The organism is Methanoregula sp. (assembly GCF_028679125.1).
GTDB lineage: Archaea > Halobacteriota > Methanomicrobia > Methanomicrobiales > Methanospirillaceae > Methanoregula.
Map to the genome: position 1 here is coordinate 26,596 of NZ_JAJRCG010000004.1, position 16,288 is coordinate 42,883.

Sequence of the window (16,288 nt, forward strand, 5' to 3'; positions counted from 1 at the left end):
TCTCAAACGAGCAGAATCTGCCGCTTACAAAAAAGCTAAAATTTATATAGTGCTCTCTTTAAATGTTTTCTAATGGTCCGGTGTCCCCGTTGCGGGTTTATGATTCCAGAAGGGGAAACCGAATGCGGTCTCTGTCACAGAGATGTATCCAGGATAACAAACCGGCCGCAACCGGCTGGTGCACACCGTTACCATCTTCATGATGATGAACCGGCCGAGGAACCCCGGCATCAGGATATCAGGTACACCGGGGTCTGGAGGCGCTGGAGTGCAGGTCTTCTGGATCTGATGTTTGCAGCAGCCCTTGTATTTGCTGCGAAGAGCGCCTGCGAACTACTGCAATACCCGTCCAGTGTCCCGATGGCGATACTCACGGCCGGTGTTTTTTATTTTTTCCTCTTAACGCCGTTCCTGATAAGCAGCAACTACCAGGCTTCACCGGGAAAGATCGTATTCGGGATCGTTGTAACCGATACCTGCGGAAAGCAGGTATCGTTTTCACGCGCCCTGTTCCGGGAGATCAGCAAGTATGTCTCGCTGCTGCCCGTGGGTCTCGGTTTTGTCATGCTTGTTTTTACAAAAAAGAAGCAGGAACTGCATGATCTCCTGGCTCTCACGGTCGTAACAAAGCGATCGGAAACCCACCTGCTGATGAATACCCCTGGCAATGTGTTCATGACTAACCGGAGCCTGTTCTTTGGCAGGATCATAACCGCGGGGGTAATCCTCTGTTCCCTTCTTGTCCTGCTCTATTTCGGCATGATCCTGCACGAGACGATTACGCCGCAGGGGATAGCCGCCCACAGTGCAGTATTTGCTGCCGATTCGGTTGCCGATACGAACTATCCCGGGCTCTCGCTCCCCCTGTACGATATCGCGCTCGGCCTGATACCCGATGATATGGATACCCTGGTAAAGAAAGTGAATGTCCTGAGCAGGGAGAGCCGGGAGGCTGAAGCACAGCTCCTTCTCAACAGCGCCATGATCGCCCATCCGGATGATCCGGTCCTGGTCATTGCTACCGGGGATCTCATGTACTCGGAAGGGCAGTATGAGACAGCCATCCAGTATTACGAGAAGGCCTTATCGACCAACCCGAAGGATGCAAATACGTGGATCAGGAAGGGGGATGCGTATCTTGCCATCTCGATTGCTGAAATGCAGGGTATGCGTGAGCAATTTAAAACCCTGACATCGGGAGATGCAGATTCGTCCCTGTCATCTGACGCATCCACCATGGATACATTCCGTTCAACGGAATCCTACCGGCAGGCGATAAAAGCGTACAACGAAGCCATCACCATCAACCCGTTCACCAGCATCGAGATCACCGGCAGGGTCCTGGCATCAACCCAGGCTCTTGTCAGCACCTATCAGGGAATCCTGGATGACATTGGCATTGATAATTCAACGATGCAGATTGTGTCCCGGTAACAGGATGTGGGAAATCCTGTCTCATGGTATGATACCGGAATGACGCATTACCCGGTCACCAGCATCATCATACCGATAAGGACCAGGAGCCCGGCAAACAGGATCTGTAAATTCCGGCCGGAACAGTTGTGAGCACACCGCACCCCGATGCGGGCAAGCGGGATGGTAGTAACCGCGAGAATCGCGAAGGTCAGGAGATCCACGTACCCGAACGAGTAGTGCGGAAGGCCTGAAACACCAATCCCGTTGATGATATACGCGGTCACCGCCCCTGCCGATGAGAAGATGAGGCAGGCAGAGGATGTGCCGACTGCCCGGTGGATCGGGTAACCGAGCAGGATGACGAGCGCCGGGACAAGCAGTGCCCCGCCCCCGATCCCGGCAAGGCCGGAGATCGTCCCGATGGAGAAGCCCAGCAGGATATGCATGCCGGCCGATCCCTGTCTCTCGCAGGCAGGACACTCCCGGAGGCTCCAGACCATGCGGATGGCGATCGCGATGATCAGGAAGGCGAAAAAAATCCGGAGCACAATGCCCGGCAGGTGAGCGGCAAGGGTGCCTCCGGCGAGCCCCCCGAAGACTGCGGCTATCCCCATCGGTATAGCGGCGTGCCAGTCAACGGCACCCCGCTTGTGGTGGCCGAGCGCCCCGCTCACCATGGTCGGGAGCATCACGGCAAGCGAGGTGCCGAATGCAATCCGGGTGGCGAGCGTGGAATCCATCCCGCTGCCCGTATACAGCCAGAACTGGACCGGGGACATCAGGACCCCCCCGCCGATACCAAAGAGCCCGGAGGCCGTACCGGCACAGATCCCGGTGAAGAAAAGGCATACGAACTGCACGAGTGGGTCCATGGCATCTCCGGATATTGCAGAGTTATTATCTGCCGGGTCTCAATAGTCTAACGGGGAACTACCATGGGAAGACCCGCACTTCTTATTATTGATATGCAGAACGATTTCGTCCTTGAAGGCATGCCGAACATGGTTGCAGGAGCACGGGCCGTTGTCCCGAAGATCCAGGCCGTGCTTGCTGAGTTCCGAAAGCGATCCCTGCCGGTCTTCCATATCGTCCGGGTGCACCGGGCAGACGGTTCGGACGTAGAGATCATCCGGCAGGAGAAGTTCAGGAACCAGCCATTTGCGGTTGCCGGCTCGCACGGCGCCGCGGTGATCGATGAACTGGCTCCCCGGAATGGAGAGTACGTGCTGGAGAAGATCCGGATGAGCGCGTTCATCGGCACGGAACTCGACCTGATGCTCAGGACCCTCGGGGTCACGACCATTGTTGTCTGCGGGATCCAGACGCCCAACTGCATCCGGACAACAGTCTTCGATGCGATCGCGTACAATTACCCGGTTGTGCTGGTCGAGGATGCAACCGGGGCCGCATCCGAAGAGGTGCACCGGGCCAATGTGCGGGACATGGCAAATATCGGTGTGCGGATTCTGAAGACTGCTGATATTTTCAACCTGCCTGGCTGAACAGGTACTGGATACCCGCTGATTGCCGGGGCGTATTTCCAAAAAAAAGAGAGAGATGGGATGAATCCCTATTCGCAGTAGATATCGCTGGCCCACTCTTCGATGACCCTCTTGGGAGGCCGGCCGCCCCGGTGGTGCCGGTGCTGCTGGGAGGAGCGGTCGTGCTCCGTCTCTTCCTCATCATCGGTATCTTTGCCGGGGGTTTCCGCGGGCTTCTCCTGCCCTGGCGGTACCTGCTGGTCCCTGCGGGGATAATGGCGCTGGCTGCCCGGGTGCCTGTTCTGGCCCTGAGCCGGGCCCTGGCTCCGGTCCCGCCGGTCATGGCGCCTCCGCTGCCCTCCCTGATGCTGGCCCTGCTGCGCCGGCCGCGACTGCTGGGATTGCGGAGCCGGCGAGGGCTGACTGTTCGCCGCCTGTTGTGGCTGCTCTGACTCTTCCGCCATGATTGTCCGGCAGATAATTCGGGGGAGAGAGGAGAAATAGTTTGGCATAGCTCTTCATGCAGGCTGTCACCCCGGGGATGGGGATGACAGATAATGAACACCTATATACATCAACGTCCAATTTTGTATGACAAACGGACGCCTCTCACATGTCCAACGTTACCACCCTTCTTGATGCAAAGAGCGTTCCCGAAGCCAAGGCGGCTCTCGTCTGCCCCTCGCGGAACGAGACCTATTCCTACAAACGGCTCCGCGACGAGATGAACCGGATTGGATTCGGCCTTCTCACGCTGGGCGTGAAGAAAGGAGACCGGGTCTGCATCTTTCTTGACAGCTCGCCCGAGTACCTGATCAGCTACTTTGCTCTCTGGCGGATCGGTGCCGTGGCGGTGCCCACCAATATTGTGTACAAGGGAGAAGAAGTCCTGCACGTGCTCCGCGATGCCGGGGCCATCGCGGTCATCACCGACCGGCAGGGCGCCGGTGTGATCAGCGGTATCCGGAAGGATGCCCCCGGGCTCATCCACATCATCTGCGTTGGCGGGGGATGCGATGGGGCGGTTACCTGGGAGTCGTTCCCCCCGGCACCGGTGGACATGCGGCCCGCGAACTGCTCGACCGAGGATCTCTGCCACATCCAGTACACAGCAGGTACCACCGGAAAACCGAAAGGTGCGATGCTCACGCACGGCAACTGGATGACTGCGCTCGACACGGAACGCGACGCCCTCCGGCTCCGGCCCGTGGACACGTACCTCGGTATCTACCCGATGGGCCACGTCGGCCTCTCGTGGGGCCTCTCGGCCATCCGCGCCGGTGGCACGTATGTCATGATGGAGCGTTTCGATCTCGAACGCTACCTTGCCCTTGCCGAACAGTACAGCGTAACGATCCTTGCCGGCATGCCACCGGTCATCCACTCGCTCGTCCATGCCGTGCCCGGGACAGAAGAGCGACTCCGGTGCGCCCGCGTGATCATCTCCGGTGGCGGGGGGCTCCTGCCGGCGGTCTGGGAGGCGTTCGACAAGCGGTATCATATCCCGGTGGCGAACTCGTACGGCCTCTCCGAGACGATCGTGATCGGATCGGGTACGACAACCCTGCCCGAGTATCCCCAGCTCACGAAGAATTACCAGAGTGTTGGCGTTGCGGTTGGCTACACGGAGCTGAAGATCGTGGACACGGCCGACCCGGAGAAGGAGATGCCGTTTGGCGAGAGCGGGGAAGTTGCCATCCGTGGCCCGGCGGTTGCGAAAGGGTACTGGAACCTGCCTGACGCTACCCGTGCCGTTTTCCGTCATGACGGCTGGTTCCTGACCGGCGACATCGGGAACCTTGATCCTGAAGGAATTCTCTGCATCACCGACCGTAAGAAGGACATGATCATCATGTCGGGCTGGAAGATCTACCCCACGGAAGTGGAGAATGCCCTTGTCCGGCACCCGTCCGTGGCGGATGTCGCGGTCTTTGGCGTGCCGGATGAACGGCGGGGAGAGTGTCCGGTTGCCGCCGTCGTGCTCCGGCCCGGGACAACCCTGACCGAGGCGGAGTTTGAGGCCTACTGCCGGGATCACATGGCCGGGTACAAGGTCCCGAAGAGGCTGATCATCGTGGACTCGCTGCCCCGGGTCCATGGCTGGAAACTGCTGAGACGGGACCTCCGGCAGAAATTCGGCGAAACACGCTCCTAATCAGATTTGGCGGAATATTCTGCGACAAAATCCCGGGGGAGCCCACAAACCTTTTTAAGCGGCATTAAATAATACTCTCCGGTACATCCTCTATGGCCGCCCCGACAGATACAAAAAGCAGGATCCAGGATATCGACATCAACGTGAAGTCCAGGAAACGGACCACCGGGATTGTCGGTCTCAACCTGTTGCTTGATGGCGGTTTTCCCCCAGGGACGCTGGTCATGATCTACGGGACGCCCTTGTCCGGGGTCGACCTCGCGGCCCAGCAGTTCTGGAAGGCGGAAGGCGGGGAAGAGGGGACATTCTTCGTGAACGATGGAGACGTGGAGGTGGGCATGATCGATGCCAGCGAGCTGCATCCCGAGATGTATCTCCCGCAGATGGCGGGTGGCAGGATTGTCGTGGATTCGCTCTCAACGATCGTCCTGAAGTACGGGATTGACGGGGCGCTTAAGTTCCTCCGGCTCGCCCGCGAGGAGATGAAGACCCGCGGGGGCAACCTGCTGGGCATCGTCTATACCGGTATCCATTCGCCCATGGAGATGACGAAGCTGATGCGTGCGGCTGATGTTGTTATCGAGTTCAAGACAACCATCCAGCAGTCCGAGATCGAACGGACGTTGTGCGTTCATAAGATCAGGAATGCCGCTGCACCCCAGCGGCTGCTGCCGTTTATTATTACCGATAAGGGTATTGAAGCATCGACAACGTCAAGAGTGGTGTAAGGATCTCTTACGGTGCCGGAACCATCAATAATTTTTCCGGCAGCCGGATGGTGTTCCGGAGCTGTTTTGAAAAAAATTACAGTGAGACCGGGAACGGGTAATCGCCATCGATCACGGTATACTGTTCTCCCGAGGTCATGATCACATCGACCACGACCCGGTCCGTGCCGGTTGTTCCCATCAGCGTCACGCTGGTGCCGGTTTTCGGGCTGTCCCGGAGTTCCTGTTCCGTAACACAGTCCGACCGGATAACCGTCACGGTCATTCTCTGGACCATGCCGAGTCCCAGCCCGCCATTGAACCGGGTTGTGATGGTCGGGTTCTCCGCGATAGTATTCCGGTCCACCGTGATGCTGACCGATTCGTAATCCGGGACGGTCTGCACCGGCCCGGGGGTGAGGGAACAGGCAGTCCCGGGAGTGGGCGACGAAACCTGCGGAGCTGTACCGGCGGTTGTCATGGCCGGCTGAGGCGTTGCTGAAGGACCGGGCGCAGCATGCGTGCAGCCCGAACCCAGGAGACAGAGAACCAGAATGAGGGGGAGCAGGAGCCGGGATAAATTATGCATGGTCATGCATCTCATCCGGAGGGTGTTAAGCATTCCGGATTATTGCCCTACCGTCCCGACCGGCTCCCGTATGCAGGACCCGGTTCCCTACCCTTCTTCATAATCACCGTGAACGTGTTCACAAATCTCAAGAGTGCGGAAACCATCCCTCGTCGGAGAACCCTGCCACCGGGAGTACCTCTCCTGCCAGATACTCCTGTCTCTCAAATTGGGCTCTTTTTGCTAAACAGAACTCATTTTGACCGTATTTATTCAGCCCCTGGAATTTAGGGTAACCGAAAAACTTCGTAATTCACCCAGAACACCCTACTAATTCATTTTAAATCGCGGTATAATGCCCCGGATTCCGGATTTTTACGTCTGATCGGTAAAACTTCGCAAATAGACCCTGTGTAATTTCGCGATCAGGTAGGGGGATGAGGTAAAGCACGTATCTGGAAGTGGGGATGAGCCATGGATCCGGGATCACAGTATGAATAATTTGAATTCTCCCGGAACATTTTGAAAAAGGTGTTGTCAAAAACCATTTTTTATAGGAATGATCACCCCCTCTTGTACCCTGTTGTCCCCCGGGGGAGACTGGTAGCGCAGGAAGGGGACGATATTATGTTCTGAGAGGGGTTTTCTCCCGAGTAAAAAGTTTGCCGGGTTTTCTAAGTTTTTTATCACTTCCCCTCAAAACAATCCTTGCACAGCGCAGTCTTCTTCACCAGCCCGGTCACCCGGATACAGTTGCTGCACCCCTGTACTCCGCAGTGCCCGCATTCCCGCAACTGGTCAGCCGGAACAACCTTCCCGCAGCGGGGGCACTCATAATACTCCTGTTCGCCCGGCGCAGGGGTGCCCCCGTCGCCGGAAACGTCGCCAGACTCCCGGCTCCGTGAAGAGTTCACAGGAGTAAGAGAATCGTATATTGCGAACTGGACAGCGCACGTCTCGCAGATAACCCTCCAGAAGAGGTTCCCGAAGATCAGGAAACAGATCCAGAAGAGGGGTAATGTTGTCACGTCTTTGATGGATGTACTTACCAGACCGGTGACCTTGTCCGTGGACGTTCCGGAGGTTGAAAAATCGGTCATGATCCCCAGCACGGCGATCAGGAGGATCCCGATCACGCCAAGAATGTAGACTGGCCTGATGAAGTTCCGGCCGATACAGCGTTTGAAGGGAAGCCGGCTCATGGCGCCGGTCTTCTGTGGTGCCGGTTGAGGGCTTCGCACCGGGCGGGATACGCCCGCTGGCGCTTCGTCTGCAGAGGCTTCGGCTTCGTATATCCGGCCTTCCGCCCGGCTCACGATAGTCCGGTTATCCGGGCGTTGTTTGGGGAACGGGTACCCGCATTTATTGCAGAATTTTGCCTGGTCGTCAACTGCCGCGGTCCCGCAGCTCGGGCATATCTTTGTCATAACCTTCCGTAAAAGATATTGGTTGTGTCATTGCCGATGAAGGTATTGATATGCAATACTTCCCGCATGCCGGGATGATCCTGATGATTGAAGGGGATAAAAAAAAGAATAGAAAACAGTTGTTGTAACCCTTTACAGCGCGATCCGGACTTCCTTTGCCGCTTCGCACATGTTCTTGAGCTTCCAGTACGCCGACTCACGGCTCCGCATCCGCATCCCGCAGTCCGGATCGATGAGCAGGATCTTCGGGTCGAAGTACTCCACGCCCTTCTCGATCCGCTTCCGGATCTCCGGCACGGTCTCGACTTCATCGGTGGTGGAATCAATGCACCCGTACCCGAGCATGTGCCCGGTCAGGTCCCGGCGGGAGAGGATGTCGAGGTTGGCCTGGTTCTTCGCGAACTCAAAGTCAAAGACGCTGACATTGTATTTCAGGATCTCATCGATCACGTTCGCGATGTTCCCGCAGACATGCATGCAGACCGGGATATGGACCGAGGACGCGATCAGTTCCACCGCCTGCTTCCCGATCGCGAGGTCGGCGATGCCCGTTGAAAGGATCGGCTCATCGAGCTGGAGGAGGGTGATGCCCGTGGCTTCAAGGCTCTTTGCCTCGACAACGAGTGCAGCAGCAAGGTCGAGCGTCAGTTCCTCCCTGTTCCGGTACATCGGGGTGCTGATATGAAGACCGTGGGCAAGGGTCGAGGGCCCGGTGATGATTCCCTTCACCTTCGGGAACTTCGAGAGGGCGTATTTTGTATCCGCAACGGTGATCGCGGCAGCGGCCGGCTGGATCTTCCCTGTCACGTCCTGGCCTTTGACACCGGGCAGTTTCCCGGCAAACGCCCCGATCATGTCTCCCCGGACCTGTCCGTCCGAGATGATATCGATCCCGGCCCCGATCTGGTCGGCGACCGCGATCCCGACAGCCCCTGCCAGCGGGTCAAAGAGACTTTTGAGCCCGCCGGCTTTCACGACCGGATAACTGCCGACAACGGTCGTTGCCAGCACTTTGTTAATGAAATATGCTTTCGACATAGGGAATGAGGCCTGGGATAATTACAGATCGATTGTGTCCCGGAAGGAAAAATAGTTCGTGGTCCCGGATTACGGGACCAGGCGGTGCATGTCGCGGGGGAAGAGGACTGCTTCCCGGACATTTCCCAGGCCGAGCATGGTCATGACCAGACGGTCTGCTCCAAGACCCCAGCCCGCGTGGGGTGGCATGCCGTACCGGAACGGCTTGAGATAGAACTCGAAGCTCTCGGGGTTGAGTCCTTTCTTCTTGATCTGGTTGACGAGAATATCGTACCGGTGTTCCCGCTGGGCGCCGCTTGAGAGTTCCATCCTCGGGTGCATCATGTCGAACGCCTTGCAGATCGAGGGATCGTTCTCGTACTGCATCGCGTAGTAAGGCCGGATCTCGGAGGGCCAGTCCACGATGAAGTAGTGACCGCCCATCTCTGCACCGATCGCCCGCTCGGCTGCGGGGCTGACATCGTCGCCGTACTTGATCGGGTCCTCGATCTTTTTCGCCGCAATCTCGATCGCTTCTGCGTACGGGAGCCGGGGGAACGGACCCTTCGGGACTGCGAAGTCCTCCACACCGATGTTGGCGATCTGGACGCTGCACGTCTTGTCCACGTACTCGTAGGTTTTTATAATGAGATCTTCGAGGATGCGCATGACCTCAAGGTGGTCGGCGAACGAGACCTCGATATCGATCGAGGTTGCCTCGTTGAGGTGCTTTGTTGTGGCGTGCTCCTCGGCCCGGAAGATCGGGCCGACCTCGACTACCTTCTCGCAGCCTGCTGCCATCATCATCTGCTTGTAGAGCTGCGGGCTCTGGTTGAGGAAGGCCTCCTTGTCGAAGTAGGCGATGGGGAAGAGCTCGGTGCCGCCCTCGGTTGCCGCGGCAACGATCTTGGGGGTGGTGATGCTGGTGAAACCGGCATCATGGAAGTACTGGTGGATCGCAAAGGTTGCCGCGCTCCGGATCTCGAAGACGGCTGCCACGCGTGGGCGCCGGACATCAAGGAACCGGGCATCGAGCCGGGTGTCGAGCTCTGCCTGGACTTTCTCGGAGACATCGAGCGGGAGCGGGGTCTCGGCAAGGCTGATGATCTCGATCTTCTCGGGTACGAGTTCGCGGCCGCCCGGGGCCTTGTCCATCGCCTTGATGGGGCCGCTGACCCGGACTACCGATTCACGGGAGACGGCCTTGAGGGCGGCAAGAACCTGTTCTGAAACTTTCTTCTTGGGAATGGTCACCTGGATGATACCGGTCCGGTCGCGGATCAGCATGAAGGCAAGGCCGCCGAGGTCCCGGACCTCGTGGACCCAGCCGGCGATCTCTGCCTGGCCGCAATCCGGTGTCACCGATTGTATGGGTACGCGCATCAAAATCCTATAACAATGGGTTGGGAGGGATTATGGATTTTCCCCCATTCAGAAGAGACGAAATGCCGGCCGTTCCTGCATCCGGTAAACCGGCCGGCACGTCAATTCCACAATCCATATAATATCACCAAGCGCCTCTTTATGGGAAGAACTATGGCAGATACTACAAAAACCCCCAAACCGGAGGAAAAGGCCGGCTGGAGCACCGGTACCAAGGCGCTCGTCGGTGTCATCGTGCTGGTGCTGGTCATTGGCACACTCGCAATCTTTACCCTGTCCGTTGCCGTCGTGGAAAGCCAGTCCGATTCCGAATTCCCCTACACGACAACCTACCGCGTCTCCCTCCCTGACGGCGTGCCGGTCACCATCGGGAACAGCCACATCCTCGTTGCGTCCTATAACGATGAGCTGTTCTGCGATGTGGACGGGACAAAAGAGAAGATGGTTGTGGGCCAGCAGCGCGTCATCAGCCCCCGTCATGCAATAGTAACTGTGGCAGGCATCTCGGCCATTGAGACGGATTTCCAGATCACGCTCACCTACCTTGGATCCACCGGCAGCACGGCGAACTTCGATATGAGCGTAAAGACCTCCCGGCAGATCCCGGAGTTCGTGATCAGCAAACTGATCCCCTCCAGCATGAACGCCAGGCCTGCATAACCGGCGACCGGGCACATCTCTTTTTTACCGGGTACTCCCCGCAGTCACTTCCCCGATCAGGAACACATCAGTACGATAATCCTGTCTCCAGGGATGGGAAACTGAACCCTTCTCATGTCCTCGTGCTGCCCGAAGGAATGATTATGGATACCCTGTGTCACGGGAGATAGGGTAGGGAGAATATCCTGAACCGTTCTAAATGGACCGTTCTAAAATGATAAAAAAGTGACCCGCCGGGATCATTCTTTCTTTTCGGATTCCGTGGAACTCTTCTGCATGCCGGGATGCCGGATCACGTTGATGACGATCGATGCCACGGCCAAGAGGGAAACCCCGATGATCGCATAGACGATCAGGCTGAAGTTCTCCTTGACAATGGGAAGGCTGCCAAAGAAGAACCCGGCAAGCGTGAACGCACAGACCCAGAGGAAGGCGCCGATAATATTGTAGGTGAGGAACCAGCGGTAGCTCATCCTGCCGACTCCGGCCAGGAATGGCGCGAACGTCCGGATAAAAGGGATGAACCGCGCGATCACGATGGTGATGCCGCCGTACTGGGTAAAATATTCCCGGGTCCGGTCAAGGTGCTCGGTCCTGACGAAACTGTATTTTTTCTCAAGGACTTTCAGGCCGGTGGTGTGCCCGATCCAGTAGTTGACGGTGTCCCCGAGAACCGCTGCGGCAAAGAGGGTGATGAGGAGGATCTCGATATTGAGATAACCCGCCCCGGCCAGCGTACCGGCCACAAAGAGCAGCGAGTCGCCGGGAAGATACGGCAGGACAACGAGCCCCGTTTCACAGAAGATGATCGCGAAGATGATCAGGTACGTCCAGAACCCGTAACCTGCGATGATCCCGGGGAGGTACTTGTCGATATGTAGCACCATGTCGATGAAAATAAACGGCAGATCCATTTCCGGATATATCTCTTACGGGATACCATATAAGTTCCATTCGTTCAGGAAACGCCGGCCGGTTGTGCGCGTGATGAGAAACCCGGCCCCGGATTTTCTGGTTCAGGATCTATCAATAAATGATATTTATTAAGGCGAACAATAAGGAATACAGGTGGATGTATGAAGACTGTCCATGAACCAACCTATTCCTTTGTCATACTTACACTCATCCTGATCATCATCGATACCTTCCTTGCCTGGGTATCGGTCACAGTAACGCCGACGGTTGGCAATGGTATGGTCTCGTGGCTGTATTTTGCTGTTGCGTTCAATGTCCTCTTTACCCTCTGGTTCGGTGGGTATGGCGCAATTGCTGCCTATGCCGGGACCCTTGTCGGTTCCGGGCTTCTGGTCTCTGATGTGCTCAACCAGCACCCGCTGGTGGCCCTCCTCTGGGCAATGGCCGGTCTCATCCAGGTGCTCATCCCGTTTGCCGCGGTCCGCAGTTTTGGCGTGGACTTATCGATGAATAACCCGCGCGATTATACCTACGTGCTCCTGTTCGGGGTGATCATCAACAACCTTGTCGGCGCTGCCTGGGCCACCTGGACCCTCTCGCTTGCCGAGCCCGTGGCGATGACATCGGTCTTTACGGCCTGGTTCATCGGCAATGCGGCGGTCTGTCTCATCCTTGTCCCCCTTTGCCTCAAGCTCTTCACGCCCAGGATGGAAAAGAGTAAATTGTACGTGAAGAATTTGTGGGACTGACCCCGTCTCTTTTTCCCGCCAGTCCCGCTATTGAACGCCGGAAATATGCGTGTTTCGCACGCATCTGCCTTCCACGCCACTCCGTTTCCTGTTCGCCGCCCGGAGAAGGGCAACGAGGATCAGGATAGTGGAGAGAAAGGTGGTCCGGTTTTCCCGGGGTCTTTGATATTGGTGAACGCAAACGAGCGGATTTGGCAGATCACGCGATGAGTTCCTCGTCCCCCGCCTGCCACTTCGGGGCAACAATGCAGAGGAAGACGAGATCGCCTGTGCCGGTATTCCGGATGAACTGCCGGGCGCCCGGGGGGATATGGACGATCTGGCCCGGCCGGACGGGTGCTGATTCGCCATCGATATGCATCTCCCCGGTGCCATGGAGGATGTAGTAGAGTTCCGTTGAACGCGAAAGCCGGTGGGGGAGGGTTGACTCACGGGCCGGGACGATGGCATGGGCGATGCTGCACGAGAGCCCGCCCGTTTCCGGCACCTTGTCGGGATGGAGGAGCTCGCAGAGGATAGAGCGGTCAATGACGCGTTCGTGGGGGCAGTCGGCACTATCACGGATGAGCATAATTTCTCATTAGGTGATGGAGATGCCGGCGTATATATGCCCCTCGCATCCCGCAGTATCCCCGGGGATACCCTGTATCCTCCGGCACAGCACATATTTATCCCGCCCGGCAGGCATCATTACACTAGTGGTTATCATGAAGATCATTGGCATCAACGCGAGCCCGAGGGGCGAGAAGAGCCAGACCCGCCGCCTTGTGATGGGCGTACTCGAAGGCGCCCGGCAGGCCGGGGCGGATATCACGTTCGTGGACATCTGCGGCCTTGAGATCAAGTACTGCACGGCCTGTGGCACCTGCTATGCAACGGGCGAGTGCATCCATGACGACGATTTCCCGGCATTGCTGGAGAAGATGCTGGAAGCGGACGGGATTGTTCTCGGCTCCCCGAACTATATCAACCAGGTTTCGGGCCAGCTCAAGACCATGCTTGACCGGATGGCGGATGTTGTCCACTGCCAGGCATTCAGCGGCAAGTACGGCTGTGCGGTCTGCACGGCCGGCGGCTCGTATGCGAACGAGGTGGCGGACTACATGAACATGGCGCTCTCGAATTACGGGGCGATAACTGTCGGCAAGGTAGGCGTGCATGTCGGGGCTGACCCGCATGCAATTGTCGGCGCTGAAAAGGAAGCCAAGGCGCTCGGCAAGAAGCTGGCTGAAGCGATCAAAACGAAGTGGTCCGACCCGGCGCAGGAAGCGATCCTGAAGGAGCGCAAAGAGTACTTCAAGCGCATGATCTCGTTCAACAAGGATCTCTGGAAGCACGAGTACGATCACTGGAATGACTTAGGGGAAATGAAGTAATTCCTCTCACCCGCCCACCCCCTTTTTTTGTGTTATTGTATACAGTTTCTTCCGGTACTATCAGGTGCTGGTTTTTCTCTATCAGCAGGGAGAGGAAGACGCAGGCTGGCAGGGTGAGGGATGCTGGGATCCGGGTGTAGCCCGCAGGCCGTTCACAGAATCCAAAAAAATATAAAATGCGGATCGTTTATGCCGATGTCCGCTTCTTGATCATCTCGAGGGCTTCGAACGCCTCTTTCCGGACCATGACATTGTCATCCGAGAGGAGACCGGTCAGGTGATCGACCGCCTTCTGGTCGCCTATCTCACCGAGCAGGAGGGCAGCCCGCTTCCGGACATCGCTCTGGTCGTCTTTTAAGACCATGATGAGCGGGGTTGTTGCCGGCTGGCCGAGCATCCAGAGGGCTTCCATGGCGCCGGCCCGGGTCCGGCTGTCCCCTTCGCGGAAGACCTGCATGAGCGGGGCGATGGCGGGAACCCCGAGGGCTGCAAGCGCCCTGACGGTCTCGATCCGCACCGACCGCTCTGGATCGCCGAGACACTCGATGATCTTCGGGATGGCCCGGGTATTCCCGATCTGCCCGAGCACATCAATGGCACCCTTCCGGATGCCCGGGGTCTGGTCGCCGAGCGCTGCGATCAGGGAATCGATGGCCGGTTCGCCGATCGTGACGAGCGCGAGCGATGCCCTGCGGCATACGTCATCGTTCCTGTCGATCAGCGCCCGGATCAGCGGCTCAATGGCAGGTGCCCCAAGGGAGCAGAGGGTAGCCATCGCGGACATCCGGACCTTCTCCTGGGGGTCGTTGAGGCATTCGATGAGGGGGGCAACAGCCCGGGCATCCCCGATACGCCCGAAAGCGACCGCGGCCTCGTGCCGTACGCCGGTATCTGCGTCTTTCAGGGCTTCAATAAGGGCCGGGACCGTCTGGATCTCACCCATCAGGCCGAGCGCCTGGACGGCACCCCGCCGGATCATCGGGTGGCTGTGTTTGGTGGCCTGGACAAGGGGGCCGATAGAAGGCTCACCGATCAACTGGAGTGCCCGGATCGTCTCCTGCCGGACATCATCGCCGGGATCTTCCAGTGCCCCGATAAGGGAATGGACTGCCGGTGCCCCGATCTTGCCGAGCGTATCCGCAGATCCCCGCCGGATGATCCAGTACTCATCCCTGAGCCCCTGGATCAGCGGCTCGATGAACGGTTCGCCGAGATCGCCAACCGACCTGACGGCCGCCCACCGGGCATCAAGATCCCCCTCGGTAAGGGCCCGGAGGAGGGTGTCGTAGCGCTCCTTCTGTGCCTGGACACGCGCCGCATCCGCCTCCTCTTTCCCTGACTTGAACAGGTTGAGGAACTTGTTCGCAAAACTCATATGATTTCTCCGAACGAATATTAGAATAAAATCATTCAAATAGGTATCGGATACGAAATTACCGGAATTCCGGTATTTCCGCCCGATATTTTTTAAAAAAAAGGGGAATTTTTACGATTTTTTACGATGCGTAACCCACGGTGAACTGGGTTGTTCCCGAGGTGGTTTTCGGGACATCGTAGGCATAGAGAGTATAGGTCCCGGTTGGCATGGTGTTGTCCAGGGTATAGGCGAAGTTCCAGTTCTTGTTTGCCTGGACGGAGAAGGTTCCCAGGGTAACGCCACCGGCATACTGGCCCGGCCCGTATAATACGAGCTGGACCGTCGTGGCGCCGGTGGTACAGAGGCCGGAAAACTGGAGGGTGTTTCCTCTCGCAGCGGCATAACTGTTTGAGATAACGGTGACTTTCCCTCCGCCGATGACCTGGAACTCTTTCTTAACTGTTACCATATTATCCGGATCGGTGACAACGATGATGTACGTCCCCGAAAGGAGTTTTGTTCCCGGGTTCCACGTATAACTCCATCCCCCGAGAGTACCCACATCCGGCTGGGCGATAGAGACGCCGTTCTCATATGCTCCCGCCCCGTACATGGTCAGCAGCACGTTTTTACACCCTTCCGCCGTCCCGGAGAGGATCATCGAATCCCCGATGATCATCTGTTCCCTGCCCAGTATCAGGGTTATGGATACCGGCAATGCGGACGATCCGGATGACGGGGTCGTTGCTGTGACACTGCCCGGAGTACTCGCAGCTGTTTCGGGAGTTAACGCAATAAATACATTGTTCTGGCCGGAGGACACGGTCATGACAGTCGACCAGCTCTGGTAGCCGGTATACCGGATCTCAAGGGTATGGTTCCCGGGTTCGATGCCGGTCAGGGTGCTGGGTGTTGTTCCCCGGAACTGGGAATCAAGATAGACCTGGGCACCCGTGGGGGAAGACGTGAACTGGATGGTTCCTTTTTCCGCAGGCGTTTCATTGACACAACCCGCCAGAAAGATAAAAAAAATCAATGGCAAAATGATTATTTTTCGGATCATGGTGTGGATCTCCC

17 protein-coding genes are annotated in these 16,288 nt (G+C 57.4%); 7 read left to right on the forward strand and 10 right to left on the reverse strand.

The features are described 5' to 3' along the window. Nucleotides 1-99 precede the first annotated feature (99 nt). A complete protein-coding gene (locus LUQ43_RS04085) occupies nt 100-1,434 on the forward strand; it encodes an RDD family protein (RefSeq protein WP_299964159.1) in 1,335 nt (444 codons plus the stop codon). 47 nt (nt 1,435-1,481) lie between these two features. On the opposite strand, the gene LUQ43_RS04090 is transcribed toward LUQ43_RS04085, so the two are convergent. Next, complete coding sequence (locus LUQ43_RS04090; protein WP_299964162.1) at nt 1,482-2,288, reverse strand: sulfite exporter TauE/SafE family protein; 807 nt, start codon at nt 2,286-2,288, stop codon at nt 1,482-1,484. Between the two features lie 63 nt (nt 2,289-2,351). Here LUQ43_RS04090 and LUQ43_RS04095 point away from each other — a divergent pair, with 63 nt between their 5' ends. Further along, nucleotides 2,352-2,918 (forward strand): isochorismatase family cysteine hydrolase, encoded by a 567-nt coding sequence (locus LUQ43_RS04095; protein ID WP_299964165.1) that lies wholly within the window; start codon nt 2,352-2,354, stop codon nt 2,916-2,918. A 68-nt stretch (nt 2,919-2,986) separates the two neighbouring features. Here the strand turns inward: LUQ43_RS04095 and LUQ43_RS04100 are convergent, their stop codons facing one another. Then, on the reverse strand, nt 2,987-3,361 hold the full coding sequence (locus tag LUQ43_RS04100) for a hypothetical protein (protein ID WP_299964168.1): 375 nt from the start codon (nt 3,359-3,361) through the stop codon (nt 2,987-2,989). Between the two features lie 149 nt (nt 3,362-3,510). Here LUQ43_RS04100 and LUQ43_RS04105 point away from each other — a divergent pair, with 149 nt between their 5' ends. Together LUQ43_RS04105 and LUQ43_RS04110 are read left to right on the forward strand one after the other, a co-directional pair. After that, nucleotides 3,511-5,052 (forward strand): class I adenylate-forming enzyme family protein, encoded by a 1,542-nt coding sequence (locus LUQ43_RS04105; protein ID WP_299964171.1) that lies wholly within the window; start codon nt 3,511-3,513, stop codon nt 5,050-5,052. Nucleotides 5,053-5,144: 92 nt separating this feature from the next. Continuing rightward, on the forward strand, nt 5,145-5,780 hold the full coding sequence (locus LUQ43_RS04110; RefSeq protein ID WP_299964173.1) for an ATPase domain-containing protein: 636 nt from the start codon (nt 5,145-5,147) through the stop codon (nt 5,778-5,780). A gap of 76 nt (nt 5,781-5,856) precedes the next feature. Here the strand turns inward: LUQ43_RS04110 and LUQ43_RS04115 are convergent, their stop codons facing one another. From LUQ43_RS04115 to aspS, 4 genes are all read right to left on the reverse strand, one after another. Further along, nucleotides 5,857-6,348: a hypothetical protein gene (locus LUQ43_RS04115; protein ID WP_299964176.1), complete on the reverse strand. Its 492-nt coding sequence runs from the start codon at nt 6,346-6,348 to the stop codon at nt 5,857-5,859. Between the two features lie 665 nt (nt 6,349-7,013). Beyond that, the gene (locus tag LUQ43_RS04120) at nt 7,014-7,754 is read right to left on the reverse strand and encodes a DUF4282 domain-containing protein (protein WP_299964178.1); all 741 of its coding nucleotides are present in this window, start codon (nt 7,752-7,754) and stop codon (nt 7,014-7,016) included. 132 nt (nt 7,755-7,886) lie between these two features. Next, a complete protein-coding gene (locus LUQ43_RS04125; protein WP_299964180.1) occupies nt 7,887-8,792 on the reverse strand; it encodes a methionine synthase in 906 nt (301 codons plus the stop codon). A 69-nt stretch (nt 8,793-8,861) separates the two neighbouring features. Further along, nucleotides 8,862-10,154 carry an aspartate--tRNA(Asn) ligase gene (aspS, locus tag LUQ43_RS04130; protein WP_299964186.1) on the reverse strand — a complete coding sequence of 431 codons (1,293 nt, stop codon included), beginning with the start codon at nt 10,152-10,154 and terminating at the stop codon, nt 8,862-8,864. 153 nt (nt 10,155-10,307) lie between these two features. On the opposite strand from aspS, the gene LUQ43_RS04135 reads away from it, so the two are divergent. Further along, nucleotides 10,308-10,814, forward strand: a complete 507-nt coding sequence (locus LUQ43_RS04135; RefSeq protein ID WP_299964188.1) for a hypothetical protein — start codon at nt 10,308-10,310, stop codon at nt 10,812-10,814. Between the two features lie 239 nt (nt 10,815-11,053). Here the strand turns inward: LUQ43_RS04135 and LUQ43_RS04140 are convergent, their stop codons facing one another. Further along, nucleotides 11,054-11,728 (reverse strand): VTT domain-containing protein, encoded by a 675-nt coding sequence (locus LUQ43_RS04140; RefSeq protein WP_299964190.1) that lies wholly within the window; start codon nt 11,726-11,728, stop codon nt 11,054-11,056. 162 nt (nt 11,729-11,890) lie between these two features. Between LUQ43_RS04140 and LUQ43_RS04145 the strand changes: the two genes are divergently transcribed. After that, on the forward strand, nt 11,891-12,478 hold the full coding sequence (locus LUQ43_RS04145) for a hypothetical protein (protein ID WP_299964193.1): 588 nt from the start codon (nt 11,891-11,893) through the stop codon (nt 12,476-12,478). 199 nt (nt 12,479-12,677) lie between these two features. On the opposite strand, the gene LUQ43_RS04150 is transcribed toward LUQ43_RS04145, so the two are convergent. Continuing rightward, entirely contained in the window at nt 12,678-13,049 is a 372-nt protein-coding gene (locus LUQ43_RS04150) for a cupin domain-containing protein (RefSeq protein WP_299964195.1), read from the reverse strand. A 136-nt stretch (nt 13,050-13,185) separates the two neighbouring features. On the opposite strand from LUQ43_RS04150, the gene LUQ43_RS04155 reads away from it, so the two are divergent. Further along, nucleotides 13,186-13,854, forward strand: coding sequence for a flavodoxin family protein (locus tag LUQ43_RS04155; protein WP_299964562.1), 669 nt, complete (start codon nt 13,186-13,188; stop codon nt 13,852-13,854). Between the two features lie 187 nt (nt 13,855-14,041). Here the strand turns inward: LUQ43_RS04155 and LUQ43_RS04160 are convergent, their stop codons facing one another. Then, a complete protein-coding gene (locus LUQ43_RS04160; protein ID WP_299964198.1) occupies nt 14,042-15,229 on the reverse strand; it encodes a HEAT repeat domain-containing protein in 1,188 nt (395 codons plus the stop codon). 121 nt (nt 15,230-15,350) lie between these two features. After that, nucleotides 15,351-16,274 (reverse strand): PEGA domain-containing protein, encoded by a 924-nt coding sequence (locus LUQ43_RS04165; RefSeq protein WP_299964202.1) that lies wholly within the window; start codon nt 16,272-16,274, stop codon nt 15,351-15,353. Nucleotides 16,275-16,288 lie beyond the last annotated feature (14 nt).

Coding starts and splice junctions, on each gene's coding strand:
- aspS (WP_299964186.1), bottom strand. CDS start 10,154: ATGCGCGTACCCATACAATCGGTGACACCGGATTGCGGCCAGGCAGAG.
- LUQ43_RS04100 (WP_299964168.1), bottom strand. CDS start 3,361: ATGGCGGAAGAGTCAGAGCAGCCACAACAGGCGGCGAACAGTCAGCCC.
- LUQ43_RS04110 (WP_299964173.1), top strand. CDS start 5,145: ATGGCCGCCCCGACAGATACAAAAAGCAGGATCCAGGATATCGACATC.
- LUQ43_RS04125 (WP_299964180.1), bottom strand. CDS start 8,792: ATGTCGAAAGCATATTTCATTAACAAAGTGCTGGCAACGACCGTTGTC.
- LUQ43_RS04120 (WP_299964178.1), bottom strand. CDS start 7,754: ATGACAAAGATATGCCCGAGCTGCGGGACCGCGGCAGTTGACGACCAG.
- LUQ43_RS04140 (WP_299964190.1), bottom strand. CDS start 11,728: ATGGATCTGCCGTTTATTTTCATCGACATGGTGCTACATATCGACAAG.
- LUQ43_RS04155 (WP_299964562.1), top strand. CDS start 13,186: ATGAAGATCATTGGCATCAACGCGAGCCCGAGGGGCGAGAAGAGCCAG.
- LUQ43_RS04165 (WP_299964202.1), bottom strand. CDS start 16,274: ATGATCCGAAAAATAATCATTTTGCCATTGATTTTTTTTATCTTTCTG.
- LUQ43_RS04115 (WP_299964176.1), bottom strand. CDS start 6,348: ATGCATAATTTATCCCGGCTCCTGCTCCCCCTCATTCTGGTTCTCTGT.
- LUQ43_RS04095 (WP_299964165.1), top strand. CDS start 2,352: ATGGGAAGACCCGCACTTCTTATTATTGATATGCAGAACGATTTCGTC.
- LUQ43_RS04150 (WP_299964195.1), bottom strand. CDS start 13,049: ATGCTCATCCGTGATAGTGCCGACTGCCCCCACGAACGCGTCATTGAC.
- LUQ43_RS04145 (WP_299964193.1), top strand. CDS start 11,891: ATGAAGACTGTCCATGAACCAACCTATTCCTTTGTCATACTTACACTC.
- LUQ43_RS04105 (WP_299964171.1), top strand. CDS start 3,511: ATGTCCAACGTTACCACCCTTCTTGATGCAAAGAGCGTTCCCGAAGCC.
- LUQ43_RS04085 (WP_299964159.1), top strand. CDS start 100: ATGATTCCAGAAGGGGAAACCGAATGCGGTCTCTGTCACAGAGATGTA.
- LUQ43_RS04135 (WP_299964188.1), top strand. CDS start 10,308: ATGGCAGATACTACAAAAACCCCCAAACCGGAGGAAAAGGCCGGCTGG.
- LUQ43_RS04160 (WP_299964198.1), bottom strand. CDS start 15,229: ATGAGTTTTGCGAACAAGTTCCTCAACCTGTTCAAGTCAGGGAAAGAG.
- LUQ43_RS04090 (WP_299964162.1), bottom strand. CDS start 2,288: ATGGACCCACTCGTGCAGTTCGTATGCCTTTTCTTCACCGGGATCTGT.